Origin of the sequence: Cystobacter fuscus DSM 2262 (genome assembly GCF_000335475.2) — a bacterium.
In the GTDB taxonomy this organism is placed as follows: domain Bacteria; phylum Myxococcota; class Myxococcia; order Myxococcales; family Myxococcaceae; genus Cystobacter; species Cystobacter fuscus.
Genome location: NZ_ANAH02000063.1, coordinates 25527 through 52431 on the forward strand (window position 1 = coordinate 25527; position 26905 = coordinate 52431).

Below are 26905 nucleotides of genomic sequence, written 5' to 3' on the forward strand. Positions count from 1 at the left end.
CCCACTTCTGACCAGGGGCGTCACCCCGAGGGGACACCAGGAAGGGCAGGAGAGCGGGCGGGAGAGCGGGCTTCGCGTGCACCTTCGAACAACGTCCCCACGTTTCCGCGAGTCGCACAGACAACACCTCACGGAGACGACCATGACTGGAAAGAACACCAAGCGGTTCGCCCTGGTGGGCATGCTGGCGGGAGCGATGCTTCTGAGCGCCGGACAGGCGGGGGCTCAGGCGCAGTCCGGAGCCCAAGGTACCCAGCAGGGAAGCAGCACGACCCAGCCAGGCACGGGCGGCTCCACGACGAATGACCAGAACATCATGCCCCCCGACGTGGTCGACTCCCAGGGCACCGGCGGCTCCGGCCCCACGGGCAGCCTGCCCTCGCAGGGCGACGCGATCGATCCCTCCCAGGGAGGTGGCAACACCACGCTGAACCCCGGCACGCAGGAGCCCAACACCGGGACGAGCGGCAGCACGGTCACTCCGGACGCGGACCGCAACACGACGCTCGATCCGGGCACGGGTGGCTCGGGCACGAGTGGCACCGGCACGGGCTCGGGCAGCCTGGACACGGGTGGCTCGGGCACGACGGGCTCCGACCTGGACACCAGTGACTCGGGCACGGGCGGCTCCGGCTCCGACCCCGGCACGGGCAGCACCGGCTCCGACCCCGGCACGGGCGGCGCGGGCACGAGTGGCTCGGACGACGTGAGCGGCGCCGACGTCGGCCAGAACCAGGATCAGGTCAACCCGGACAGCATGTACAAGAGCGGCTCGAGCTCCTCGACCCGGTAGCTAGTTCACGCCCCTCACGGAAGCAGCGGGCGACACGGACCCCTCGCCCCCGGACGGGGGCAGGGTCATGCGGAGGATGAGCGCGCGTCGGCGCCGGGCCAGGTCGAGCCGGCGCTCGAGTTCCCGGCGCTCCTCGCGGACCTTGCGCGGCGGACCGCTGGCGGAGAACGCCAGGAGTCGGCCACTCAGGGTCTTCAACTCCTCGTCGAGGAGCACGGGCTGGATGCGACGCTGCCCCTCGCGCTCGCGCAGCGCCACCACGTAGTTGGTGTCGATCCACACCGGCAGCACGGACGTGCCCGCGAGTTCCACGGGTGCTCCCGGATGGGGACGCGACAGCGACAGCCGGAACAACATGGAGTCTCGCTTGCGGCCCCGCGCCTCCGCGCCCGCCCCATGGACGTAGTGCCCATCCTGGTTGGCGATGAGGTTGCCCAGGGAGAAGGCCACCACCGTGTCGCGTCCCGCGCGGGTGCGGTAGGGCTCGATGGGCTGCAGCACATGGGGATGGTGGCCGACGACGGCGAGCGCTCCGGCCTCCAGCAGGCGCTGGGCCAGTTGACGGTCCTCGGGCTTGGGGCTGTGGGAGTACTCCGTGCCCCAGTGGATCATGACGATGAGCGCGTCACAGCGCCGGGCGGCGGAGCCCACCAGGGCCGCGGCCGCCTCGGGCGTCAGGCCCCGCCGTTTCTTCGAGGGGTAGGGCACGTAGGCGACGTGGGGGGAGCGGTCCGGGTCATCCGGGTTGCTCGCCCCATTGAGCCAGCGGGTGATGGACAGCAGGCCCACGCGAATCCCCTTGCGCTCGACCACCAGGGGCTCCCACGCCATGGCCTCGGTGGGCGCCGAGCCCACGTGATTCAGACCCGCCGCGTCCAGGTGGGACCAGGTGGAGGGGATGCCCGCGCGGCGTTGATCGAAGGCGTGGTTGTTGGCGATGGACACCACGTCCACGCCCGCGGAGACGAGCGCATGCGCGAGCTGGGGCGGCGCGTCGAAGATGAGGGGAGCGGTGGGCGCGCGGGGATTGCCGCTGATGGGCGTCTCCAGGTTCACCACCGCGAGGTCCGCGGCGCGCAGCTCCCGGGCGATGGGCTCGAGGACGAAGTCCCAGCCCTCGTGGTTGAGCGACACGGCGCGAGCGGCGCCTCCCGGCTGGCTCAGCGCGTGCTCGGCCGCGGCCTGCTTCACGCCATCATGCGGGATGATGTCGCCACCGAAGACGAGGTCCACACGTTCGGCGGGAGCGGCCCCCACCAGGGACACGACGAGAAGCACTGGAACGAACACACCGTCACGCTAGCCGAGGAGTCCCACCCCCTCGCAACCCCCCTGCCCCCTCCTCCAGCGCTCAGGGGACCTTCCCAGGGAGGCGGGGCAACCAGACGGTGAACGTGGTGCCCTCCGCCTCCGAGGAGGACACTTCGATGCGTCCGCCGTGGGCGCGCACCACGTGCCGCACGATGAAGAGCCCCAGGCCCACGCTCCGCTCGGAGCGGACAGCGTCCTGAGGGCCGCGCTGCATGGACTGGAACAGCCGGGGCAACAGCTCCTCGGAAATGGGACGGCCCTGGTTGTTCACCCGCAACATGACCCACTCCCCCACGCCCGAGGACTTCACCTGGACGGAGGTGTCCGGCGGGCTGTAGCGCAGGGCATTGGAGACCAGGTTGTGCACCACCTGGTTCAACCGCTCCGCATCCCACTCGCCCTGGCCATTGCCCTCCTGGGTGAGCACGAGCCGCCGCTCGGGAAAGGCGAACTCGACTTCCTCCACCGCATGGCCGATGACCTCGTGGAAGTTCATGGGCACGCGCCGGATGGGGATGCCCCCGCCCACGCGCGCCTGGGTGAAGTCCAACAGGTCGTGGATGAGGTGCTGGGCCCGCTCGGCGCTGGAGACGATGCGCAGGGTGTTCTTGGTCGAGCGGGCGCTCAGCTCGTCGTTCTTGAGCAACACCTGGGCGGACAGGAGGATGGCGCTGATGGGGTTGCGCAGATCGTGGCTGACGATGCCGATGAGCTGCTTCTCGAACTCCGCCCGCTGCAGCGCCTCCTCCTCCCGGCGCTTGCGCTCGGAGATGTCGCGCGTGACCGTGGCGATCCCGAGGAACTCCCCCGTGCGCGAGTCGGTCACGCGAAAGACGTTGTAGAGGATGGGCAGGCCCTCGCCCGTGAGGAAGTGACGGAAGCGCAGCTCGCCCTCCCAGCGCCCCAGCGTGCCCAGCACGGGCAGGATCGTGTCGCGCAGCAAGGGCTGGTCCTCCTCCAGGAAGAAGTCGAGCATGTGCCGGGAGCGGGCATCCGCCTGGGAGGCGAGGCCCACCATGCGTCGGCCCGCGTCGTTGACGAAGAGCACCTGGCCCCGCTCGTCGGCCAGCCCGATGAACTCCGAGGACTGCTCCACCACGGCCGCCAGCCGCTCGAGCTCGCGCTCGGCCCGGCGCGTCTCCGCCCGGGCACGGGCCGCGGCGAGATTGCCCTCGATGCGCGCGAGCAGCTCGCGCGCGGAGAAGGGCTTGACGAGGTAGTCGGTCGCCCCCTGCTCGAGTCCCTCGACGGTGGCCTCTTCTCCCGCCCGGGCCGACAGGAGGATGACGGGCACGCCGCGCGTGCGCGGCTCCTCGCGCAGCCGCCGCAACAGGCCGAACCCATCCAACCCCGGCATCATCACATCGCTGAGCACCAGGTCCGGCACGCGGGCCTGGAGCACCTCCAGGGCCTCCAGTCCATTCGCCGCCGTCTCGACGGTGTAGCGCCCCGCCAGCAGCCGGCTCACGTAGGCGCGCATGTCCGCGTTGTCATCCACGAGGAGCAGGTGGCCTCCCGCCTGCCCGTGCATGGCGGGCAGCGTCTCCCCGGCATCGGCCACGCCCCGCGGCGCCGGAGCGTCCAGCCAGCTCGACGCATCGCCGAGGAAGGCCGCCGCCAACACCGGACCCGGGGTGGCCGCGACGGGCGCCGTCAGGCACTGGTCGGCCGGCAGGTGCGCGTGGCCCAGGGGCAGCGAGACCGTGAAGGTGGTGCCCTCGCCCAGGGTGCTGTCCACCCGCAGGTGCCCCGCGTGCAGCTTCACCAGCTCACCGACCAGGGACAGACCAATGCCACTGCCTTCATAGCTGCGCCCCTGCGTCCCCCGCACCTGGTGGAAGCGATCGAAGACGCGCGGCAGCTCCTCGGCGGGAATACCCACGCCCGTGTCCGACACGGACAGCTCCACCTGACCCGCGAGCCGCCGCAGGCGCACGCGCACCTCGCCCTGGAAGGTGAACTTGAAGGCATTGGAGACGAGGTTGAGGACGATCTTCTCCCACATCTCCCGGTCCACCCAGACGGGCTCGGACAGCGGGGGACAGTCCACGACGAGCCGCAGGCCCGCGCGCTCCAGCGTGGAGCGGAACGCGCTGGCGAGGCCCTCGGTGAGCGCGGACAGCTCCGTGGGGACGTAGGACGCCCGCGCCCGGCCGGCCTCGATGCGCGAGAAGTCCAGCAGCGTGTTGACGAGCTTGAGCAGCCGCACCCCATTGCGTTGGATCGTCTCCAGGCGCTCGCGCTGCCCGGGGCCGAGCGGCTCGCGTGTGTCCTGGAGACTGTCCTCCAGCGGCCCCAGCATCAGCGCGAGGGGCGTGCGGAACTCGTGGCTGACGTTGTTGAAGAAGGCCGTCTTGGCGGCATCCAGTTGCGCGAGCGCCTCGACCCGGCGGCGCTCCGTCTCACGGGCGCGTGCTCCCGACACGGAGGTGGAGACGCCACGGGCCACGAGCGCCAGGAAGTCGCGGTAGTGCTCGTCGAGCGCGCGGCGGGGACTGATGCCCGTCACCAGCACCCCCATGGGCCGCGCCTGTCCGGACAGCACCAGGGGCTGCAACAGCACCGAGGACGTCCCCTCGGGCCAGGGTCCCCCGGGGAGCGGGCCGAGCGCCTCGGGAAGTCCGCGGGGGCCCAGCAACAGGGGCTCGCCCTCGCGCATCACCGCCCCGAGCGGCCAGGTCTCCGGCGCGTCCACGTCCAGCGGCACCCCCCAGGGCGCCGCGCGGCCGCCCTCCTCCAGGCCGCACGCCCCCACCAGACGCACCGTGGGGGACGCGCCGTCCGCGAGGTAGAACAGGGCGAAGGGCACGTCGTTGGGGCTGGTGGCCAGCACGCGCGCGGCCTCGCGGCAGGCCTCGTGCACCGTGGCCCGCTCACCCGAGGCGGCGCTCAAGTCCTTGAGCACCCGGAGGCGCCGCTCGCTGAGGATGTGCTCCGTCGTCTCGGTGAGCGCCGCGAAGATGCCGCCCACCCCACCCGTCTCATCGCGGATGGGCGAGTGGCTGTAGGAGAAGTAGCACTCCTCCAGGTAGCCGTTGCGATCCAGCAACATCAGGAGGTTCTCCACCCGGACGGGCTCGCCCGTGACCCGGATGCGCTCCCAGGTGGGTCCGAGCACGTCGTTCCACACCTCGGGCCAGGTGACGGAGGCCTCCTGGCCCAGCGCGGCCGGGTGCTTGGTCGCGCCGCAGATGGGCCGGTAGGCATCGTTGTACATCTGCACGTACCGGGGACCCCAGGCGAGGTAGAGCGGGTAGTTGGACGCGAGCAGGATGCCGACGGTCGTGCGCAGCGATTGGGGCCAGTGCTCCACCGGACCGATGGGAGTCCTCGCCCAGTCCACCCGGCGCAGCAGCTCTCCACAGGCGCCGCCCCCCACCAGCACCTCGTCCACCGCGCTGCGTCTCTCCACCCGGCGTCTCCCCTGACCGGCAACCCGTCCGGCCTTCGACAATCCTCGCCGGGGGAACTCCGATGCTCCCCCCTCGAGCGTCCACGCGTCCACCTCTTCACTAACACCGATGGGCCCTCGGTGAACTTGAGACAGGCGCCAACCGGGTGACAGACTGCCAGGCAGCTCCCCCCATGCGACTCGAGGATGTACAGGCCCTGCTGGATGCTTCCTTCCAAGGAGTGGAGGAAGGCGCCGCTCGGATGAACGAGCCCGGGGACTCCCGGTTCGACGGGCGGCGGAGCGCCGTGTGGCTGGAGTACCGCTGGTACGTGGAAGGACGGGGACTGGGCGAGGTCTTCGTGAAGTGGAAGCGGGTGGGCAAGGAGGCCTGCTAGAATGGGCGACCCCCGTTGGAGGCGCTCACGGTGTACGGGCCTGCTGCTCGCCCTGACCCTGCTGACCAGCGGCTGCGCGACGATGATTGCACCCTCTGCTCGGGGAATGAACTCGCGCTACACGCTGCACGAGGCGGCTCCAGTTGGGTCAGCGGAGAGGCTCAGCGTTGAGCCTCCGCGCACCATCGCCTCACAGACTGAGCACGAGGCGCCGGAGCGGCTACACCCTCGCCGGGCCTCCTGTGAGGCCATGATGGAGGCGGGCACTGGTAATGGTCCTAATGAGGAGGGAACTACGAGGCAGAGCGCCCTCGTGGCCCATGTGGCGTTTCGCGGTGCCATTGGGGATGTGTCCGGATCCACCCGCCGCATCTCCGGAGAACTCTCCAGGCTCAAGGCCAGCGAGCGGGGCATCGCCGGCAGAGCCGCTGGCCTCTTCATCCGCTACATCGGGTATGGCGAACATCAACTGCGGTGGATTGACGCCGAACTCGCGGCCGGCACCCGGCTGGCCAACGCCGCTTCGGAGGTGGAGGACCCGGACATGCAGCTCGCCCTGCTGCGCCTCGCCGGCCCACGGCTCGAGGCCGCACTGATGGGCTCCCTCCTGCTCGCGGCATGGCTCGACTTCCTCAAGCTCGTCGATGTGTTGCTCACGCAGGGCTTCATCAGCGTGGAGATGCTGTTCGTGGAGATGGACCGCTTGCAGAAGATGCTCGAGCCCACCATGACGGCGATCTCCTCACTCGAGCCAGGACAGATGGATGCCGCGGCGAAGAACCTCCCCTCGCTGATGGGCCATCTCTCCAGCGAGTTCAATTCCACCTGTGAGACCGTGCGCGTGGCGATGAAGCGCGGCGAGCAGGTGATGCTGTTGGCGCAGCTCATCGAGATGGTCACCATGGTGTCGGCAATGAAGTTCTCGCTGCCACCGCTGCCACCGGCTGCGCCCGCGACACTCGGCATGGGACTGATGCTAGGAAGCGACGGTGTGATGATGGGCACGCGACTGGTCGTCTCCGCCGAGTGGGTGGAAATGATGCGCCAGCTGGTGCGGGCGGGCGTCATCACCCTTCCCGTCGTCAGCGCCGCTACGCGGATTCAGGCCGGCCAGGTGGTGATGGCGCAGTCTCACGACGAGCTGCCCAAGGGCGTACGCGACGCGCTGGGCGACGGGCCCGAGGTACGAGCCATGCGCGTGACGGGCAGAGCAGGAGCCGGCATGGCCGAGCCGCCGCGGCACCACATCCTGCCACGAGAGTTCCGCGAGTGGTTCGAGAAGCGCGGCTTCACCGGCGAGATGAGCATCGACCAGTTCTGCATCAGAATGGAGCAAGCAGGACACGAGGCCATCCATGGCGGTGGCGACTGGCGGGTGGGGCGCCAATGGCCCGGCGAGTGGAACCGGATGATCATGAAGGCGCTGCGCGATGCCGAGACCAGGACCGGACGGATGTTGACGCGGAATGAAATCCTGAGCCTCGTGGCGAAGGCCATGAAGCAGTACAACCTCCCGATGAATCTGACCCCTTGGAGAGGGCGATGAGCAACGGACGTACTTGGGAGGGCAACTGGAGGGTTCGCCTGCGTGAGCGGGTCCGCAAGCGGGGCTTCGATTCCATCACGGCCTTCGCCGAGGCGCGCCCTGCCGTCCCACTGTACGTGCTGGCCGAGGAGCTGGGCGATGACGTCGCTGGGGTACAAGTGTTGAGCGGGTTGCTCGCCGAGGCGGAGCAGCGCAAGCAGGTCACGCGCCTTGTGCGCGATGTGCTCGTGCGTCAGTTGTCCCAGAGTCTCCCCGAGGGCTGGCCGGCCGTGCTGGATGACGGCAACCGTTTCAAGGTCGCCGAGGCACTCGGTTTATGGTCCGCATTCACTCCAGAAGCATACGAGGAACGCGTCAGGCAGACCGGTGATGCGCTTTTCGCCACGCCGCCACCGCCCGGTTGGCGTCCGCTCGGCCCCGACGACGAACTGCTGCGCACGCTCTTGCCCGACGAGGAAGTTTGAACCTGGGCTTCTTGTGCAGGGAGGCAACTGCCCGGGAGGCCCACCAGCCGCACCAAGGAGGATGGGTCATCGCATGCGACTCGAGGATGTACAGGCCCTGCTGGATGCCTCCTTCCAAGGAGTGGAGGAAGGCGCCTCTCGGATGAACGAGCCCGGGGACTCCCGGTTCCACGGGCGGCAGAGCGCCGTGTGGCTGGAGTACCGCTGGTACGTGGAAGGACGGGGACTGGGCGAGGTCTTCGTGAAGTGGAAGCGGGTGGACAAGGAGTCCTGCGCCGACACGCAGGTCGACGTGCTGCGCATCCACCTGCTCGGCCAGTCGGACGTGCTCGCCGAGCGGGCCCGGCGGGTGTTGCTCGCGGGGACGCCCTCGGCCGGGCGGCTGCTGGAGCTGCTGGACGGGGACGGCGTGCGCCGGGAGACCAGCAGGGCGGGGCCCACCGGCATCACGCTCGAATACTGGCCACCTCCCGAGCCGCGGGCCCCCGTGCTGCCCACGGAGACCTTCCAGGGGCTCGCCTCGGTGTTGAGCGACGCCACCGCCACCTTCGAGGAGCGCCACGAGGCGGTGGACCGACTCTGCCGCGAGCGCAGTCCACGCGTGGTGGACACGCTGCTGGCCGCGCTGGAGGTGGGCACGTCCCTGTCCGCGCTGCGCCGGCTGTCGGAGTGGGGCGAGACGCAGGCCCTTCCCCACCTGGAGCGGGCCCTGGCCGGCCTGGAGCCCGACAACGCCTCGGACTTGTGGACGCTGCTCGCGCTGCAACGTCGATTGCAGGCGTGGAGCCGCATCGCCCGGGTTATCTAGGAGGCATGCGAATCCTCCATACGATGCTGCGCGTGGGCGACCTCGAGAAGTCGCTCGATTTCTACACCCGCGTCCTGGGGATGAAGTTGCTGCGGCGCAAGGACTACCCGGACGGCAAGTTCACCCTGGCCTTCGTGGGCTACGGCCCCGAGGACACCCACCCCGCACTCGAGCTGACCCACAACTGGGACACCTCGAAGTACGAGCTGGGCAACGCCTACGGCCACATCGCCCTGGGCGTGCAGGACATCCGCGCCAAGTGCGACGCCATCCGCCAGGCCGGCGGCAAGGTGGTGCGCGAGCCGGGCCCCATGAAGCACGGCACCACCGTCATCGCCTTCGTCGAGGACCCGGATGGCTACCGGGTGGAGCTCATCGAGCAGGGCTCCTGAGTCCTACGGCAGCTGGCGCTCCAAGAGGTCCCACCGCTGCTCCACCCACTGGCGCAGGTAGGCCACCTCCTCCGCGTGGGTGGTGAAGTCGGTGCGATCCGCCCAGCGCGTGAAGGTGAGGTATTGCTCGCGCCAGCGCGCCTCGTCCCGCGCGGCGGGGATGCGCAGCTCCCGCTCGTACCCGTCGATGAGCGCGAGCACCTCCTGCTTGCTCAACGGGCCGTGCAACAGCGAGCGGTAGCGCTCGCGCAGGGGCGTGGCCACCCGCGGATCCGCCAGCAGGAGGGCGAAGATGCGGTTGTCACCGGTGAAGTCGGGCAGGGCCCCGGCCTCGATGCGACGCGTGTCCCAGAGCTGTCCGAAGCTCGCGTCGAGATCCCACGGAATGAAGCGCCAGGGTGCCCGGCTCACCGGATCGAAGTAGTGGTAGGCGTTCTTCGCGCTCGAGTCCGTGCCGAGGATGGCGGTATTGAAGATCCACCAGTCCTCGTAATCGAGCGGGTGGAGCCACTCGCCCCGCCGGGCGAAGAAGGTCTCCTTGTCCGCGTCGGCCATGAAGGCGGTGAGGGCGTTGACCGTGTCGTAGGCGCCCACCTGGCCATCCTTGGGTTTGCCCTCCTTCTTCTCGAAGCCCACCTTGAGCTCCGTCTTGGCGACGCCGCTCTTGGCCATGCGCGAGAAGTTGGCGTCCGCCGCATCCGCCTTGAACAGGTCGCCGTCCTTCGACAACCCGTGGCGCTCCATCAAGTCCTCGTCCACGTGGTCCGCCACGGTGAACACGCCATGGAAGCGGCCGTTCACATAGAGGACGGCGCTGAAGGTCTTGATCTGGATGTGGTCCGCCGACATGCGGTTCCACAGGTCGAAGGCGAGCCGCGGCCGCATGTATGAGTTGTCATTGAAGGACGTGATGAGCACCAGCTTCCGGCGGCCGGTGAAGGTGCCTCCGGCGAGCTCCGGCTCGGAGAACGGCTCGTCCTTGGGGAACTTGAAGGTGTAGTTGCGCTTGGGGAAGACGCTGGAGGTGGCGCCCCGGTACTGGGCCTCCATCGTGTAGCGGTGCCCCCGGTAGATGACCTGCACGGGCCGGTAGCCGCCCGCCGTGAGCTCGCCCTCGAAGCTCAGGTGGAAGACCGGCAGGCCGTACTCCTCGGTGTACGTGAGCGGATCCACCGTCTGGACAGCCCTGGGAGACACGAGCCGGACCGCCACGCCCAGCTTGAGCGCGCCCGTCTCGCCCGTGCTCCGCTCCGTCACCGTCAGGTTCCAGACCGCGGCCTGACCCTTCGCGGGCGTCCAGCGCAGCAGGCCCGCCACCTCGTCCACGGTGGCCCCGGGAGGCAGCGGCGACACGGTGAAGCGCAGCCCCGGCGCGGTGTGGCCCGTGCCACACCGGAGCGTGACGCTCAGCGGCTCACCCTCCTGGAGCCAGTAGGGTCCCGCTCCCGTGGGCGCGCACACCGTGGGAGCGGGCGGAGGCGGCTCGGTATCCGGAGCCGGAGGCTGCCCGCCACCCGTGGGCGGAGTCTCCCCCGGGGAGGCCGGCGCGGAAGGCACCGGGGGCGTGGCGGAATCCTCTCCATCCCGAGAGGAGGCCTCCGGCCCCACCGCGGTCCCACAGCCCGCCATCATCAGACACAACAGCCCTACCCGAACGCACCGCGCCCACGCCCGTCCGCCCATCCTGACCCCTCCACGAACTGCCCGGAGAGGTAAGCATGGGGCGAGCGAAGTGCCGTCACGCGCGATGCGTCATGGAGGAAGCATGTCCGCATGCCCGAAGGGCAGACAGGCGACCTGGACGGGCTCGCCGGGCTCAAACCCCGAGCGTGTCCGCCTCGTTCAGCGCCAGGTGCCGGCGCGCCACGGCCGCCAGCGCGTCGATGGAGATGGGCTTGCGCACGAACTCGGAGGCGCCCGCCTCCAGGGCCTTGGCCTCCAGGTCCGGGGCCTTGCCTCCGGTGAGCAGCACGATGGGCACCTGCCGCACCCGCGTGAACTCGCTGGCGCGTATCCGGCGCACCAACTCCACCCCATCCATCGAGCCCGGCAGGTTGAAGTCCGCGATCACCAGATCCACCGGCTGGGTGATCAACAACCGCAAACCATGATCGGCTTTCTCCGCCTCGAGAAAGTCCAACTTGAGGCGCATCAAGTACACCTTGAGGATGTGCCGGATGGTGTTGCTGTCTTCCACGAGTAGCACGCGCTTCACGGGAACCCCCTCAGCCTGGACAAGACCATTGTCGGCCCTGTCCTGTTCTCTCTCGCTATTCGCATTACCCGGGAAGCCTGGGGTACGACGAGCATCGAACAGATTAGCGCGGCGGGTGTGCACCATCCAATAGCCCGGGAGTCTCTGGACAGCCCCGGGCGGGGGAGGTCGTGTACGTCCCCCTCCCCCACGGACGAGCGGGCTCAGCTCGCGCGGAAGCGGGCGTCGAAGCGGCTGGAGCCCGGCTCACGGCGCACGCCCGCGGGCGCGTTGGCGGCCAGGTGCTCGAGCACCTTGAACACCGTCTCCACCTCGTCCGGAGCACCCACCGCGCGGGCCAGCTCCTCGGCGGACTGGGCCTTGGCGGGCTCGGCGCGCAGCCGCGCCAACACCTTGCGCTGCAGCTCCAACACCACGCCCGCGGCCTTCTTGCCAGCCTCCACGCCGGGCTGGTGGTAGGCGTTGATGTTCACCAAGGTCGCATAGAGCCCCACCGCGCGCTCGTACAGGGCGATGAGCGCGCCCAGCGTCCGCGCGCTCACGTCCGGCACGGTGAGCGTCATCGACTCGCGGCCCTTCTCGAAGAGCGCCCGCCGCGTGCCGAGCAGGAAGCCCAGGAGGTAGTCGCCGCTGGTGATGTCCGGCTCCACCTGCATGGACTCGCCCTCGCGGTCCTTGAGCACCTCCACGAAGGTGGCGAAGAAGTTGTTCACGCCCTCGCGCAGCTGCTGCACGTAGGCGTGCTGGTCCGTGGAGCCCTTGTTGCCGTACACGGCGATACCCTGGTTGACCACCGCGCCCGACACGTCCAGCTCCTTGCCCAGCGACTCCATCACCAGCTGCTGGAGGTACTTGGACAGGAGCATGAGCCTGTCCTTGTACGGCAGGATGACCATGTCCTTCTGGCCCCGACCCCCACCGGCGTGGAACCACATGAGCGCCAGGAGCGCGGCGGGATTGCGCACCCCGTCCCGCACGCGCGTGGCCACGTCCATGTCCCGCGCGCCCGCGAGCATCCCGTCCGTGTCCAACCCCTGCAGTCGCGCGGGCAACAGGCCCACCGCCGACAACACCGAGGTGCGTCCGCCCACCCAGTCCCACATGGGGAAGGTGCGCAGCCACTTGCCCTGCTTCGCCACGCGGTCCAGCTCGCTGCCCTCGCCCGTCACCGCCACCGCGTGCGCGCCGAAGTCCAGGCCCTGGCGCTTCCAGGCGCGCTCGGCCTCCACCATGCCGTTGCGCGTCTCCTTCGTCCCACCCGACTTGCTGATGACCACGGCGAGCGTCTCGCGCAGCGAGTCGCCCAGCTGCGTGAACACACGGTCCATGCCGTCCGGGTCCGTGTTGTCGAGGAAGAACACCTGCATCTTGTCCGCGGCCGAGCCGAGCGCGTCCGCCACGAGCTGCGGCCCGAGCGCCGAGCCGCCAATGCCCACCAGCAGCACGCGGGTGAAGCGCGCGGCGCCCGGAGGCTTCACCCGGCCCGCGTGCACGTCCCCGGCGAAGGCGTTGATGGCCGCCACCGCGTCCTGGATGTCCTTGGTCAGGGCGGGCTCGGGCGCGAGCTCGGGGGCGCGCAGCCAGTAGTGGCCCACGCGGCGCTTCTCGTCCGGGTTGGCGATGGCGCCCTTCTCCAGGGCCTCCATCGCGTCGAATGCCTTGTCCAACGGGCCGCGCATGCGCGCGAGGAAGTCATCGGTGAAGTTCATCCGAGACACGTCCAGCGTCAGCCCCACGGACTCCACCCCGCACAGGTGCTTCTGGTAGCGCTCCCACAATTGACGCTCGGTCATCGCAGCTCCTTCGACGCTTGCCCGGAAAGGTCCCCGGGTGCGGCCCGTTCCTACCGCCCCGTCGGCGCCCAGAAAACCGTTTTGATCACCGCCGCGATCAGCGTCCGACATCCCAGGGGCACTCCCCCCCTCCTCCCGGCTTGCTCCCCCCCACCGTCCCCCCTCATGCTCCGCCCTTCATGAGCCCCACCTGGATGCTGGAGACCCCCGCGCCGCCCGCCGACGAGCGGATTTCCTACGGCGGCATCACCCACCAGTTCGGCGACCTGCGGCTGCCCCCGGGCAAGGGCCCCCACCCGGTGGTGGTGGTGGTGCACGGCGGCTTCTGGCGCGCGCGCTATGACCTGGAGCACGTGGGCCACCTGTGCGCGGACCTCACCCGGCGGGGGCTGGCCACCTGGAGCCTCGAGTACCGGCGCGTGGGCCATCCGGACGGCGGCTGGAAGGGGACCTTCGAGGACGTGGCGCTCGGCACCGACTTCCTGCGCACCCTGGCCACACGCCACCCCCTGGACCTCCAGCGCGTGGTCATCATCGGACACTCCGCCGGAGGCCACCTGGCACTCTGGCTCGCGGCACGGGGACGGCTCCAGGCCGGACAGCCCCTGCACACGGACAAGCCGCTCAAGCCCCGGGGCGCCGTGTCGCTCGCGGGCGTGGTGGACCTGGAGCGCGCCTTCGCCCTGCGCCTGGGCGACGGCATCGTCGAGTCCCTCCTCGGGGGCACCCCCACCCAGGTGCCCGAGCGCTACCGGTTCGGCTCGCCCTCGGCGCTGCTGCCCCTGGGCGTCAAGCAGGTGCTCGTCCACGGCACCGAGGACGACACCGTACCGGTGAGCCTCAGCGAGGGCTACCAGCAGCGCGCCGCCTCGCTCAAGGAGACGGTGCGGCTGGTGCGCCTGCCCGGGGCGGGACACTTCGAGGTCATCAACCCCAAGGCCCGCGAGTGGCCCCAGGTGGTCGAGGCCATCCAGTCCCTGCTGTGAAAAGCGAGGCTCAGCCGCGCGCGTAGCGCTCGAGCACGCTCACGAAGCGGTGGACGTCCAGGAAGCTGTTGTAGAGGGGCACGGGCGCGGCGCGGATGATGTCCGGGTAGCGGAAGTCGCAGTGGATGCCCTCCGCGCGCAGCGTCTCCAGCATGCGCTGGGGATCCTTCGTGAAGCGCAGCGACAGGTGGGCGCCGCGCTGCCCCGGATCCCTCGGCGTGAGGCTGTGCACGAAGCCCTCCGGGAGCCGGTCGATGAGGAACTCCAGGTAGCCCGTGAGCTTCTCGCTCTTGGCGCGCAGGGCCGGCATCGTCGCGCGATCGAAGAGCTCCAGCGAGGCGCGCAGGGCCGCCATCTGGATGATGGGCGGATTGGACAGCACCCAGCCCTCGGCGCCCGGCGCGGGCTCGAAGTCCGGCTTCATCTGGAAGCGAGTGCCCCTGTCGTTGCCCCACCAGCCCGGCAGCCGGTGCAGGGACGCATCGCGCAGGTGGCGCTCGTGGATGAAGACGCCGCCCAGCGCGCCCGGGCCACCATTGAGGTACTTGTACGTGCACCACACGGCGAAGTCCGGCCCGTCCTCGTGCAGCGACAGCCGCAGGTTGCCCGCGGCGTGCGCCAGATCGAACCCCACCCGGCAGCCCCGCTGGTGCGCCGCGCGGGTGATGGCCGCCATGTCGAAGGCCTGGCCGGTGAGGTAGTTCACGTTGCCCAGCAGCACCAGGGCGATCTCCTTCCCGTGCCGCTCCAGCGTGTCGAGGATGTCCTCGTGGCGCAGCGTGTGCTCCCCCGGGCGGGGCGCGAGCGGAATCACCGTCTGCTCGGGCGAGTACCCATGGTGACGCACCTGCGCGGCCACCGCGTACTGGTCCGAGGGGAAGGCGCTCGCCTCCATGAGGATCTTCGAGCGCTCGGGGGTGGGCCGGTAGAAGGACACCATCATCAGGTGCAGGTTCACCGTGAGGGTGTTCATCACCACCACTTCCTCGGGCCGCGCGCCCACCACCCGCGCCATCTGCTCGCCCAGGCCGACATGGAACTCCATCCACGGCGGCGAGCCCTTGAAGTGGCCATCCACGCCCAGCCGCGCCCAGTCCTCCATGGCGGCCAGCACGTACTCCTTCGCCTTGCGCGGCTGCAGGCCCAGGGAGTTGCCCAGCAGGTACAGCTCGTGCCCGTCGCCATGGACGGGAAAGAGGAACTCCTCGCGGAAGGAGCGCAACGGATCCTCCGCGTCCATGCGCCGGGCGAATGCCTCGCCGGGCTCGAACCGAACCGCCTCACCGCTCATCGGCCTGTCTCCTCGCGTCCACCCGGGGACTTGCCGCCCCCCGGAGTCACCTGCTCGACCTTGCCAGAGTTGCTGACCTTCAGCGACAGGGGCGTGCCCTTCTTCCAGGAGAGGAACTCGGCCTCGGTCTTCGGCTCGAGGACGTGCGTCTTGGTGGCGCCATCCGTGTACTCGACCTGGACGCGGTACTTCGCCTCGCGCTCCAACCTGTCCAGGGAACCCGCCTGGAGCTCGGGCCAGCGCGGAGCGTCCTCCCGGCCGGACAGCTTGCGCTCATCCACCTGCTTCCACTGGTAGGTGTCATAAGCGCACTTCTGCGCGAAGACGGGCTCGGTGCGGTACTGCGTCTCGTCATGGCAGTCGCGGTACGTCTCGTCGCAGTACTTCGTCACGTCGTGACACGTCTCCTGCGCGTAGCCATTGCCGAGCTTCTTCGTGGTGCACTTCTCCTCGGTCCCGCACGCCACCGAGCGCGTCTTGTTCGAGCACACCTCCCGGGTGCCGACGGCCACCTGGCGGGTGCCGCGCTGCCGGCTGACGCAGTCGCGGATGTTCTCCACGCCCGCCACCTCCCCCTGTCCATTCACGGGCATCCGGACGGCGGCCGCGCGCAGCTCGTCCCGCCACCCCTCGAGCTTCACCCGCTGGAAGCTCTGGCGCCGCACGGTGTGAGTCCACTCGGTGGACACCACGCGCCCCGGATAGTCATGGGTGATGGAGCCCCAGATGGCCAGCCCCACGCAACTGCCGAAGCAGACGAACACGCTCACGCCCGCGTAGAGCAGCCACCGGGGAAGGGACCGCTTGCGCGCGGCGGGAGGTGGCGCGGCGGCGCGCAGCTCCTCCTCCGACAGGGCGCGTGAGGCGCTGGAACGCTCGGCGCGGCAGTGCTGGCACACCGCCGTGTTCCCCCGGTTGGACGCCTGGCAGTACTCGCAGAACCAATCCGCGCCCGCGCCGGCGGCGGACAGGGCCTTCTCGTCCTGGGTGCCCTCGCGCTTGAGCCTGCCCGAGGCCGCGTCCACCTCTCCGAAATCGAACTCGGATTCCTGGCCGGACTCCTCACGCGGGTTGTTGCACGTGGGGCACTTGCGATACCGCGCGGGGATGTCGCGGGTGTCGCACGAGGTGCAGTTCCAGGTTCCCTCGATGATGCGGGTGCGCTTCGCCATGCGCCCATCCTACCCGTTCAGGAGGAGAGCTCACGGTCCGCTTCGCTGGAGTGCAGGGGCAGGCGGACCTGGAAGGTGCTGCCCTCGCCCTCGATGCCCGAGGACTCCGCCCAGATGCGTCCGCCGTGCTGCGCGACGATGCCCTGCGAAATCGTCAGCCCCAGCCCCAGCCCGCCATAGCGCGCGCCATGGGCCTGACCGAAGCGCTCGAAGATGAGCGCCAGCTTCTCCGAGGGAATGCCGACGCCCTCGTCGCTCACCCCCAGCGCCAGCTCCCCCCCCTCCACCCACGCGCGCAGCCGCACCTCTCCCCCTTGCGGCGAGTAACGCACGGCGTTGGACACGAGGTTGGTCACCACCTGCTCGATGCGTCCCGGGTCGCCCCACATGGGCAACCACTCGGGGACGTCGAGGATCAACGAGTGCTCGGAGGTGAGCATCTGCAGGCGCTCGCACGCGGTGCGCAAGAGCGGCACCAGGTCGAACTCCTCCTCCTCCAACGACAGACGACCGGTGAGCAGCCGGCTCACGTCGAGCAGATCCGACACGAGCTTCGTCATCCGGTCCACCTGCCGGTTGAGCCCCGCGAGCGCCCGGCGAGGCCCCTCGCCCATCGCCTCGCCATACTTGCGCTCGGCGAGCTGCACCTGCATCTTCGCCGCCGCCAAGGGCGTGCGCAGCTCGTGCGAGGCCGCCGCCAGGAAGGCATCCTTCGCCGCGTTCGCCCGCGCCAGGGCCTCCCCCGCGCGCTTCGGGTCATCGATGTCCGTGGCGGTGATGATCCACCCGGTGACGAGCCCCTGGCCGTTGCGCTCCGGCACGGCCCGGCCCAGGAACCAACGGAAGGCACCGTCCTCGTGGCGGCGCATGCGGAACTGCACCTCGAAGGACTCGCCGGTGAGCACCGAGTGGCACCAGGCCGCGTACGCGCCCTCGCGGTCCTCGGGGTGCACGACCTCCGAGCGCCATAAGTCCTCCACCACGTCGGCGGGCAGACCGGACAGCTCGCACCACGCGCGATTGCCCTGGCGCAGCCGGCCCGTGGCGTCCGCGAAGAACACACACAGGGGCATGGCATTGGCCAGCACGCGGTAGCGGTACGCGCTCTCGCGCTCCAGGGTCTCGCGCTCGCGCTGGCGCAGCAGCGCTTCCTGGCGCTTGAGCTGCTGCTCCTTGAGGAACAGCTCCACGAAGACGGCCACCTTCGAGCGGAGGATCTCCGGCGCGAAGGGCTTGAGGACGTAGTCCACCGCGCCCTGGGCGTAGCCCCGGAACACGTGCGAGGCGTCGCGGCTGCGCGCGGTGAGGAAGACGATGGGGATGAAGCGCGAGCGCTCGCGCTCCTTGATGAGGCGGGCCGTCTCGAACCCATCCATGCCGGGCATCTGCACGTCCAGCAGGATGAGGGCGAAGTCCTCGCGCAACAGACGCAGGAGGGCCTCTTCTCCGGATTGCACCTTCACCACCTCGCCCAGGTCTCCCAGCGTCGCCTCGAGGGCGAGCAGGTTGGGCGAGTGATCATCAACGGCCAGGATACGGGCCCGGGAAAGGCTCGCGCGCCCCTCCCGAGAGCCGGTCATGCGGCCGTCTCCCGTCCAAGTCGTCGCTTCCATCGTCAATTCCCCCCGCGTGGTGACACCCAACGGCAAAGCAGCTCCAGTAGCCGATCGATATCGACCGGCTTCGAAAGATAGTCAGAGGCTCCCGCTTCGAGGCACTTCTCGCGGTCATCCTTGAGGGCGCGGGCCGTGATGGCGATGACCGGCAGCGACGCCCACCGGGAGTCGGCGCGGATGGCTCGCATCGCCTGGTAGCCATCCATCTCCGGCATCATCACGTCCAACAGAACCACATCCAGTGCCGGGTTCTTCTCCAGCAGATCCATGGCGGCACGCCCATCCTGGGCGAACGTCACCCGCATGCCGTGGTTCTCCAGGACGCTGGTGAGAGCGAAGATGTTGCGGGCGTCGTCATCCACCAGCAGCACCTCGCGCCCCGTGAGCAGGCGGCGCCGGGATTCCCGTGCATCGGCGATGGCTCGTGACTGTTCACCCACGCGGCGCATGAACCGCCCCATGTCGGCGAGCATTCCCTCGGGTGAGCGGGCGAAGGATTCGAGCAGCACGGACTCCGCCGAGCGCCGCAAGCGCCGCTCGTCATCTGGCGGAAGCTGCGCGCCGCTGTACAGCAGCACGGGGGGCAGGCGGCCGGGCCGGCGCACCAGCTCCACGAGCAGCTTCAGCCCCCGTCCTCCCGGAGAGGACAGATCCAGCGCCACCACGTCCACCGTGCCCTGGTCCAGCGCCTCCACGATGGCGGACGGCTCCAACACCTTCGCGTCCAGGGGCACCCCGGCCAAGGAGAGCTGCCGCACGCACTCGCTCAACTCGGACCGGGGGTCCACGAGCCCCAGCTTCCTGGGTCCGCCGTCCGGCGGGGGCAGCAGGTGGCTGAAGGCGCCCTGGAGCGCCTCGGGCGAGAAGGGCCGGTCGAGGTAGACGAAGCAGCCGACACACGAGCCGCCCCGCAGCCGATCCACGCTCACCACCTGCACGGGAATGCCCCGGGTGCGAGGGTCGCGCTTGAGCCGGTCCAGCACGCTCCACCCATCGAGGATGGGCAGGTCCAGTTGCAGCACGATCGCCGAGGGCTTGAGCCGCTGGGCCAGCGACAGCGCCACGTCGCCACGGGGGGCCACCAACGCCTTGAGGCCCTCCTGGTGCGCGGTGTCCACCAGGCCCCGGGAGAAGTCCCCATCCGACACCGCCACCAGCAGCACCCGATCCTCCGGGCCCACTTCGTTGCGATCGTCCACCCAGGTCACGGACGACGCGGGGATGTCGTGCACCTCGCCCCGGGGCAGCAGCTCGCGCAACATGGGCAGGTAGCCCACGTCCGCATCGGCCGGCGTCTCCACGCCCCGCTCGAGCCCGTTGTAGCTGCGCGGCAGGTAGAGGGTGAAGGTGCTGCCCTCGCCCCGGGCGCTCTTCACCCGGATTTCCCCGCCGAGCAGCCGCGCCAGCTCGCGGCTGATGGACAGGCCCAGGCCCGTGCCCCCGTACTTGCGGCTCGTGGTGCCATCGGCCTGCTGGAAGGCCTCGAAGATGAGCTTCTGCTTGTCCTCGGGGATGCCGATGCCCGTGTCGATGACGGAGAAGGCGAGCACCTGCTCGGCGTCCACCAGCTCGGGCGCGGAGAAGCGATCCTCCTCGCCCGCCCCGCGGATGCGCAGCGTCACCTGGCCCGTGCTGGTGAACTTGAAGGCGTTGGACAGCAGGTTCTTGAGGATCTGCTGCAGGCGCTTGGGGTCCGTGAAGACGGTGGCCGCCACGTCCGGGTACACCTCGGTGATGAAGCCCAGGTTCTTCTGCTCGGCCACGGGCCCGAAGGTGCGGCGCGCGAAGTCCACCAGCTCCACCACCGCGGCGTCCCGCGGCTCCACCTGCATCTTGCCCGCCTCCACCTTGGACAGGTCGAGGATCTCGTTGATGAGCGAGAGCAGGTCCCCACCCGAGGAGTAGATGGTCTCGGCGTACTCCACCTGCTTGGCGTTGAGCACGCCCTCGGAGTTGTCCGCGAGCAGCTTGGCGAGCACGAGCATGCTGTTGAGCGGCGTGCGCAGCTCGTGGCTCATGTTGGCGAGGAACTCGCTCTTGTACTTGGAGATGAGCGAGAGCTGCTCGGCCTTCTCCTCGAGCGAGGAGCGCGCCTGCTCCACCTCGCGGTTCTTCTCCTCCACCTTGATGTTCTGCTGCACGAGCAGCTTGGCCTTCTCCTCCAGCTCGAGCGCCTGGGCCTCCAGGGCCGAGTTGGAGCGCTTGAGCTCCTGCTGCTGCTGGGTGAGCTCGCGCGACTGGCTCTGCAGCTCGTTGGCGAGGCTCTGCGATTGGCGCAGCAGCTCCTCGGTGCGCATGTTGGCCATGATCATGTTGAGCACCACGCCGATGCTCTCGGTGAGCTGGTCCAGGAAGATCTGATGGATGGTGCTGAAGGGGTGGAAGGAGGCCAGCTCGATGACGGCCTTCACCGCGCCCTCGAAAAGCACGGGCAGGACGATGATGTTGAGCGGCGTGGCCTCGCCCAGGCCCGAGGTGATGCGGATGTAGTCGGCGGGCACGTGCGTGAGCAGGAGCGTCTTCTTCTCCAGGGCGCACTGGCCCACGAGGCTCTCGCCGAGCCGGAAGCGGTTGGCCACCGTCTTGCGCTCGCGGTAGGCGTAGCTGGAGGTGAGCTTGGCCACGGGCACGCCGTCCTCGGTGTCCATGAGGAAGAAGGCGCCGTGGTGCGCGGAGACCAGGGGTGTCAGCTCGGACATGATGAGCTGGGACACGGCCTCCAGGTTCTTCTGCCCCTGCATCATGCCGGAGAACTTGGCGAGGTTCGTCTTGAGCCAGTCCTGCTCGGTGTTCTTCTGGGTCGTCTCCTTGAGGTTGACGATCATCTGGTTGATGTTGTCCTTCAGGGCGGCCACCTCGCCCTGGGCATCCACCGAGATGGAACGCGTGAGGTCGCCCTTGGTCACGGCGGTGGCCACCTCGGAGATGGCGCGCACCTGGGTCGTCAGGTTGCCGGCGAGCTGGTTCACGTTGTCGGTGAGCTGCCGCCACGCGCCCCGCGCCCCGGGCACCTTGGCCTGTCCGCCGAGCTTGCCCTCGATGCCCACCTCGCGCGCCACGCTGGACACCTGCTGGGCGAAGATGCCGAGCGTGTCCGTCATGCTGTTGATGGTGTCCGCGAGCGCCGCCACCTCGCCCTTGGCGTCCACCACCAGCTTCTGGGTGAGGTCACCATTGGCCACCGCCGTCACCACGCGCACGATGCCGCGCACCTGGGTGGTGAGGTTGCGCGCCATGAGGTTCACGTTGTCCGTGAGGTCCTTCCACGTGCCCGCGACCCCGGGCACCCGCGCCTGGCCACCCAGCTTGCCCTCGGTGCCCACCTCGCGCGCCACCCGCGTCACCTCCGAGGCGAACGCGTTGAGCTGATCCACCATCGTGTTGATGGTGTCCTTGAGCTCGAGGATCTCCCCCTTGGCGTCGACGGTGATCTTCTTGCTCAGGTCGCCCATGGCCACCGCGGTGGTCACCTTGGCGATGTTGCGCACCTGGTTGGTCAGGTTGGACGCCATCGAGTTCACGCTGTCCGTCAGGTCCTCCCACACGCCGGACACGCCCTGCACCTCGGCCTGGCCCCCGAGTTTGCCCTCGGTGCCCACTTCCTTCGCCACGCGCGTCACCTCGGCGGCGAAGGAGCGCAACTGGTCCACCATCGTGTTGATGGTGTCCTTGAGCTCGAGGATCTCCCCCTTCACGTCCACGGTGATCTTCCGGGACAAATCCCCGTTGGCCACCGCCGTGGTCACCAGCGCGATGTTGCGCACCTGGCTGGTGAGGTTGCTGGCCATGAAGTTCACGTTGTCCGTGAGGCCCTTCCACGTGCCGGACACGCCGGGCACGTCGGCCTGACCGCCCAGCTTGCCCTCGGTGCCCACCTCGCGCGCCACGCGCGTCACCTCGCCGGCGAAGGAGCGCAGCTGCTCCACCATGGTGTTGATGGTGTTCTTGAGCTCGAGCACCTCGCCGCGCGCGTCCACGGTGATCTTCTTGGACAGGTCGCCCCGGGCGACGGCGGTGCTCACCTCGGCGATGTTGCGCACCTGGGCGGTGAGGTTGTTGGCCAGGAGGTTCACGTTGTCCGTGAGGTCCTTCCACGTGCCCGCGACGCCCGGCACGTCGGCCTGGGCGCCCAGCTTGCCCTCCACGCCCACCGTCTTGGCGACGCTCGTCACCTGGTCGGCGAAGATGCCCAGCGTCTTCGTCATGCTGTTGAGCGTGTCGGCGAGCGCCGCCACCTCGCCCTTGGCGTCCACCACGAGGCGCTGCGACAGGTCGCCATTGGCTACCGCCGTCACCACCTTCACGATGCCGCGCACCTGGGTGGTGAGGTTGGTGGCCATCAGGTTCACGTTGTCCGTGAGGTCCTTCCACACGCCGGACACGCCGGGCACGTCGGCCTGTCCGCCCAGCTTGCCCTCGGTGCCCACTTCCTTGGCGACGCGCGTCACCTCGCCGGCGAAGGAGCGCAGCTGGTCCACCATGGTGTTGACGGTGTTCTTGAGCTCGAGCACCTCGCCGCGCGCGTCCACGGTGATCTTCCGGGACAAGTCACCCCGGGCCACCGACGTGGTCACCTCGGCGATGTTGCGCACCTGGGCGGTGAGGTTATTGGCGAGCTGGTTCACGCTGTCGGTGAGGTCCTTCCACGTGCCCGCGACTCCGGGCACGCGCGCCTGGCCACCCAGCTTGCCCTCGGTGCCCACCTCGCGCGCCACGCGTGTCACCTCGGCGGCGAAGGAGCTGAGCTGCTCCACCATGGCGTTCACCGTGGTGCCGATGCGCAGGAACTCGCCCTTCACGGGCTGGCCCGGCAGGTCCAGGGCCATCTTCTGCGTGAGATCTCCCCGCGCCACCGCGTCGAGCACCCGCGCCACCTCGGTGGTGGGCTGCACGAGGTCCGCGATGAGCGAGTTGATGGAGCCGAGGCTCGAGGCCCAGCCACCACTCACGTGGCCGAGCGAGGCGCGCTCGGCCATCTGCCCCTCGCGGCCCACCACGCGCTCCACGCGGACGAGCTCGTCCTGCATGCGCTGGTTCATGCCCACCAGGGCATTGAAGGCGTGGGCGAGTTCCTCCATCGAGCGGGGCTGGGCCTCGGGGGTGAGGCGCACGGAGAAGTCGCCAGCGGTGACGGCGCGCAGGGAATCGAGCAGGTTGTCGAGGGCCTTGGCGGACGCACTCCGGCGCGGGCGTGCCCGGGCCTGACGCGCGGCGGGACGGGCCTTGCGTACCTTCTTCTTTCCGGTCTGGGGGCGGGAGGAGGAACGGGTCCGAGGATTCACGGCGGCTCCTGTCGAGAGTGAGGCTTGTTCCCAACCCCGTGGAGCCGTGGGTTCGTTCCTGCGCCGTGAGTGCCGGGTGCTGTCCAGACGAACGGCCAGGCGCCTGCCCTACTCCCCGTCGACGACGAACTTGCGCCGGAGCGCGGGAGGCGGGAGCGCGCACTGCTCGTACTTGCCGACGAGCCGGTAGCGGTTGCGCGCCACCAGGTCATAGAAGAAATCGCCCACGCGCGCGGGGAGCACGCCCATGAGCACGGACAGCCCCTTCCACACGCCGCCGAGTTGACGCAACACGAACCGCACGGCGGCATATTTCCAGAGGAGTCGCTCGTTCGCGGAGCCCCGGTCGGCCAGGAGGTACACCCCATCCAGGGCGGCCGCGTCCTTGCCGTGGCGGGCGAGGAGGTCCCGGGCGAGCGCTCCCTGGAGCTGGGCGAAGAGGAAGACGTCCTGGCGGTCGCGCGCGTGGATGAAGTGGACCGTGTGGTTGCACAGCACGCAGACGCCGTCGAAGAACAGCAGGTGCTTCGAGGTGCTCACTCCCGCCTCCCTGGGGAAACCGGCTCGCCTGGGGGTTGTATGTACACCAGGGCATGCCGCCGCCACGCGAGATGTCACCCGGCGGCGCGGTGCCGCTCGGCGACGCGGTAGAACTGGGTGAGGGAGAAGTCCAGCAGCGACTGACAGGTGCGCATGTAGCGCCAGGCCCGGACGAAGGGGAGCCAGACCCGGTCGCCCACGAGCACCTGGGCCTCCTCGAGCTTCTGGCGCGGTATCCACTGGCCTCCGAGGTGGCGCACCAGCACCTCGCCCAGGTACGCGCCAATGGCCGGCACCGCGAGCGTGTCGATGTTCTGCCGCTCGAAGACGCGCGGGAACTCCTGACGCCAGAACTCGTAGTCCACGTCCGAGAGGGACTCGGGCGTCGCATCGAAGACGGAGGGCACCTTCGTGTGCAGCAGCGCCACCAGGTGCTCGGCGAGGTAGCGGTAATGCGCTCGGGCACCCTCCACGTCCTCCACGTCTGGCGGCAGGGCGGCGTCGGAGGAGCGCCACTCGTCCGGTTCGGGCGGACGCCAGGCGTTGAACTCGGCAACCTTGCGCGAACGCACGTGACTGGAGATGCGCTCCACCACGCGCGAGAGGAACGGTTCCACGTCGGGAGGGAAGCGGGGCTCCACGGGGGCGAGCAGGGCGCTGCGCTCGCGCAGGCCGCGCAGCACGGTGTCGAAGTCCAGGTCCGGCCGGAGGTGGACATGGGCACGGGCCTGGGCGAGGCGGGCCTCGTCGCTGGCGAAGTCCGCCGGCGTGGGCCGCGTCACCAGGAGGACGGAGCCGTTGGGCAACTCCTCCACCCGCCAGGCCGGCGTGGACAACATGCGCTCGCGGCCCACGGATTCCACCAGCTTCGGGCCGAAGACGTTGAGCCAGGACACCTCGTAGATCTTGTCGAACCCGTCTCGAATGGACGTTTGCATATCCCGGCCAAAGAGAGGAGCGCCCGCGACTTCTCCGTCATCAGAGCTATGGGCATCCGCATGGGACACCGGGTAACGAGAGGCCCAGGCGCGAACCATCTCCACGAATGGCCGACAGCGTTCCTCCTCATTGAAGAGGGAAAGCGGTTTTACATCGATCGTGCAGAACAATTCGGGGCTCCGCGGCGGCAAACGGAGCCGAAACGCCATGTCCAGCGCGGGCCATTTCGTACGATAGAAACCAATTGTTACGAAGTCCCCGTCACGTGCCTCATCTAATGCCTTCCAGATGGCGGCGCGGTTGTATTTACGTCGCCGCTTGCCTTCAACGACGTCTGGCATCCACTCGCCCGCGTACTCCTCGAGCGCTTGGAGAAAAGGCTCCAGTTCGCTCCCCGGCGAGGCCCATGAGCCCAAAGCACCTTTGAAATCAAGTCGGAGGTAATCCTCCTCCTTCACGCCGTGAAACTTCAGTCTCTTCATTGGAACGACACCTCGACTCCGGGAATCTGCTCCTGGGCCTCGCTCATGGCTCTATACAATTTGGCTGTATTCGTGGGATCGAGATGACTGTGCTCGTAGATGAGGCGGACCCTTTGAACCGGCACCTTGCTACCCCCGCGCAGAAGGGACTGGAGGGAGGGCCGACGGATGTCCAACGTCTCACCGTAATAACCCAGGGCCTCCTTCGCGTCCGCCATTATCTGCGCTCGCAGGGAGCTTGCACTCAATCCCGTCAGATCGCGGCTCTTGAAACTGAGTGTCTCGACGCGAGGGGACCGTCCAGCACTCGGACTCTCCTCGATGACAAGTACATCCGCGAAGCGCAGGTTGCTGTTCTGCTTCCACACGCCCACCCATCTCTCGATGCGTGGCCGGTCGAAGTCCCCGAGGAAGCGGCGCTTGCCCCGGGGCAAGGCCGCGTCGGCCCGCAGCCTGTCCACCATGAGGCTCTCGAAGGCCAGCCCCCGGGCGAACCCCCTCCGCATCCGCTCGTAGCCCTCCCACCGCAGAGGCCCTTCAACGTCTTTGCCCTGCTTGAGTTCCCCGAGGCGCTTCTCGCGGTAGGCGACGTACTCGCCCCAGAGCGGGTTGCCTTCCGCTCCGGAGGGTGGGGCCTCCAGTGAAGGCCGCTGCCGCTCCAATACCGCCACGTCCCTGGACAGGCGCGGGCCCTCGGCGTCGAGTTCCACCAACGCCAGCCGAGCCTCCACCACCTCCCGGGTGAGGCCCTCCGCCTCGTCCACCAGCGAGGCCATGCTCCCGGAGCGTTCGGCGGCCAGGGCCCGCGTCGGCGCGGAACGTCCCCCCGTGCCGCCCTTCGACTCCCAAGGGCCAGGGCGCGGAGGTTTCGCCTGGGACAGCCACACCTGCGCCCGCGCCACATCCCCCCGGGCCTCGCGCAACGCCAGCGCCGCGTCCGCGCCTCCCATCGCCACGAAGTGGGCCGCTTCCCGCCGGGCGCGGATGTCTCGGAGCAACTCCCGCGTCCCCTCCACTCCCAGCCGGGCCTCCCACTGCCGCCCCAGCTCTCTCAGGAGCGAAAGACGCACCTCCAGACGCCCCCACCCTCGGGCCTCCCCCAGGGCGCGAACGCCCCGCCCTCCCGCGTACAGGCCCACCACCAGCGCCGCCGGCGCCAGTTCGCGTGTGGCCTGCTCGTACTCGCCCCGCGTCAGCGAGGACAGGCCCTCGCCCGTGCCCACCACCAGGTAGAAGAAGCCCAGCGGCACGCCAAACGTCGCCGCGTCGAGGCTCCCCACCGCCACGCTGCTTGGGGCGAAGTGCCTCCACGCCAGTTCCAGCTCCACCTCGTGCGACGCGTCCTGGTAGGGCGCGGGCAACTGCCCCCGCCGCTCGGCCATCTCCGTGTAGCGCAGGCCATCACTCACCTGACTCGTGGCCAGCGCATCCCGCGCGGCACGGCCCAGTCCCCGCAGCACGTCCCCCGCCTGCTCGCCCCGCTCCG

At 69.3% G+C, this 26905-nt stretch carries 19 protein-coding genes; 7 read left to right on the plus strand and 12 right to left on the minus strand.

The annotated features are described in order from the left end of the window. Positions 1-142: 142 nt before the first annotated feature. Positions 143-793, plus strand: a complete 651-nt coding sequence (locus D187_RS37370) for a hypothetical protein (RefSeq protein WP_002628712.1) — start codon at positions 143-145, stop codon at positions 791-793. Here the strand turns inward: D187_RS37370 and D187_RS37375 are convergent, their stop codons facing one another. Next, entirely contained in the window at positions 794-2083 is a 1290-nt protein-coding gene (locus D187_RS37375) for a CapA family protein (protein WP_020918529.1), read from the minus strand. Between the two features lie 61 nt (positions 2084-2144). Then, positions 2145-5516, minus strand: coding sequence for an ATP-binding protein (locus D187_RS37380; protein ID WP_155893876.1), 3372 nt, complete (start codon positions 5514-5516; stop codon positions 2145-2147). Between the two features lie 173 nt (positions 5517-5689). Between D187_RS37380 and D187_RS55875 the strand changes: the two genes are divergently transcribed. From D187_RS55875 to gloA, 5 genes are all read left to right on the plus strand, one after another. Next, positions 5690-5893 (plus strand): hypothetical protein, encoded by a 204-nt coding sequence (locus D187_RS55875; protein WP_002628709.1) that lies wholly within the window; start codon positions 5690-5692, stop codon positions 5891-5893. Positions 5894-6242: 349 nt separating this feature from the next. Further along, positions 6243-7439, plus strand: coding sequence for a DUF2380 domain-containing protein (locus D187_RS37385; RefSeq protein WP_245591924.1), 1197 nt, complete (start codon positions 6243-6245; stop codon positions 7437-7439). Then, complete coding sequence (locus tag D187_RS37390; RefSeq protein WP_002628707.1) at positions 7436-7903, plus strand: hypothetical protein; 468 nt, start codon at positions 7436-7438, stop codon at positions 7901-7903. The genes D187_RS37385 and D187_RS37390 overlap by 4 nt, the downstream gene beginning before the upstream one ends. A 73-nt stretch (positions 7904-7976) precedes the next feature. Further along, the gene (locus tag D187_RS37395; RefSeq protein ID WP_002628706.1) at positions 7977-8711 is read left to right on the plus strand and encodes a hypothetical protein; all 735 of its coding nucleotides are present in this window, start codon (positions 7977-7979) and stop codon (positions 8709-8711) included. Positions 8712-8716: 5 nt separating this feature from the next. Next, positions 8717-9103, plus strand: a complete 387-nt coding sequence (gloA, locus tag D187_RS37400; protein ID WP_043433597.1) for a lactoylglutathione lyase — start codon at positions 8717-8719, stop codon at positions 9101-9103. A 3-nt stretch (positions 9104-9106) separates the two neighbouring features. Here the strand turns inward: gloA and D187_RS37405 are convergent, their stop codons facing one another. The 3 genes from D187_RS37405 to D187_RS37415 form a co-directional block, all read right to left on the minus strand. Continuing rightward, complete coding sequence (locus D187_RS37405; protein WP_002628704.1) at positions 9107-10786, minus strand: CotH kinase family protein; 1680 nt, start codon at positions 10784-10786, stop codon at positions 9107-9109. Between the two features lie 133 nt (positions 10787-10919). Further along, positions 10920-11318, minus strand: a complete 399-nt coding sequence (locus D187_RS37410; RefSeq protein WP_002628703.1) for a response regulator — start codon at positions 11316-11318, stop codon at positions 10920-10922. Positions 11319-11521: 203 nt separating this feature from the next. Then, positions 11522-13111 carry a glucose-6-phosphate isomerase gene (locus D187_RS37415; protein ID WP_002628702.1) on the minus strand — a complete coding sequence of 530 codons (1590 nt, stop codon included), beginning with the start codon at positions 13109-13111 and terminating at the stop codon, positions 11522-11524. 179 nt (positions 13112-13290) lie between these two features. On the opposite strand from D187_RS37415, the gene D187_RS37420 reads away from it, so the two are divergent. After that, positions 13291-14097, plus strand: a complete 807-nt coding sequence (locus D187_RS37420; protein WP_043433609.1) for an alpha/beta hydrolase family protein — start codon at positions 13291-13293, stop codon at positions 14095-14097. Positions 14098-14107: 10 nt separating this feature from the next. On the opposite strand, the gene kynU is transcribed toward D187_RS37420, so the two are convergent. The 7 genes from kynU to D187_RS56545 form a co-directional block, all read right to left on the minus strand. Beyond that, positions 14108-15388 (minus strand): kynureninase, encoded by a 1281-nt coding sequence (gene kynU, locus D187_RS37425; protein ID WP_002628699.1) that lies wholly within the window; start codon positions 15386-15388, stop codon positions 14108-14110. Next, positions 15385-16560 (minus strand): hypothetical protein, encoded by a 1176-nt coding sequence (locus tag D187_RS37430; protein WP_002628698.1) that lies wholly within the window; start codon positions 16558-16560, stop codon positions 15385-15387. Before D187_RS37430 ends, kynU begins: the two co-directional genes overlap by 4 nt. Before the next feature lie 17 nt (positions 16561-16577). Beyond that, positions 16578-18140, minus strand: a complete 1563-nt coding sequence (locus tag D187_RS37435) for a sensor histidine kinase (RefSeq protein ID WP_002628697.1) — start codon at positions 18138-18140, stop codon at positions 16578-16580. Between the two features lie 35 nt (positions 18141-18175). After that, on the minus strand, positions 18176-23458 hold the full coding sequence (locus D187_RS37440) for a hybrid sensor histidine kinase/response regulator (RefSeq protein WP_002628696.1): 5283 nt from the start codon (positions 23456-23458) through the stop codon (positions 18176-18178). A 108-nt stretch (positions 23459-23566) separates the two neighbouring features. Further along, a complete protein-coding gene (locus tag D187_RS56540) occupies positions 23567-23998 on the minus strand; it encodes a thiol-disulfide oxidoreductase DCC family protein (RefSeq protein ID WP_002628695.1) in 432 nt (143 codons plus the stop codon). A 74-nt stretch (positions 23999-24072) separates the two neighbouring features. After that, complete coding sequence (locus tag D187_RS37450) at positions 24073-25419, minus strand: hypothetical protein (RefSeq protein WP_020918530.1); 1347 nt, start codon at positions 25417-25419, stop codon at positions 24073-24075. Beyond that, a partial coding sequence (locus tag D187_RS56545; RefSeq protein ID WP_043433599.1) for a hypothetical protein occupies positions 25416-26905 on the minus strand: 1490 nt, incomplete at its 5' end. The genes D187_RS56545 and D187_RS37450, both read right to left, overlap by 4 nt.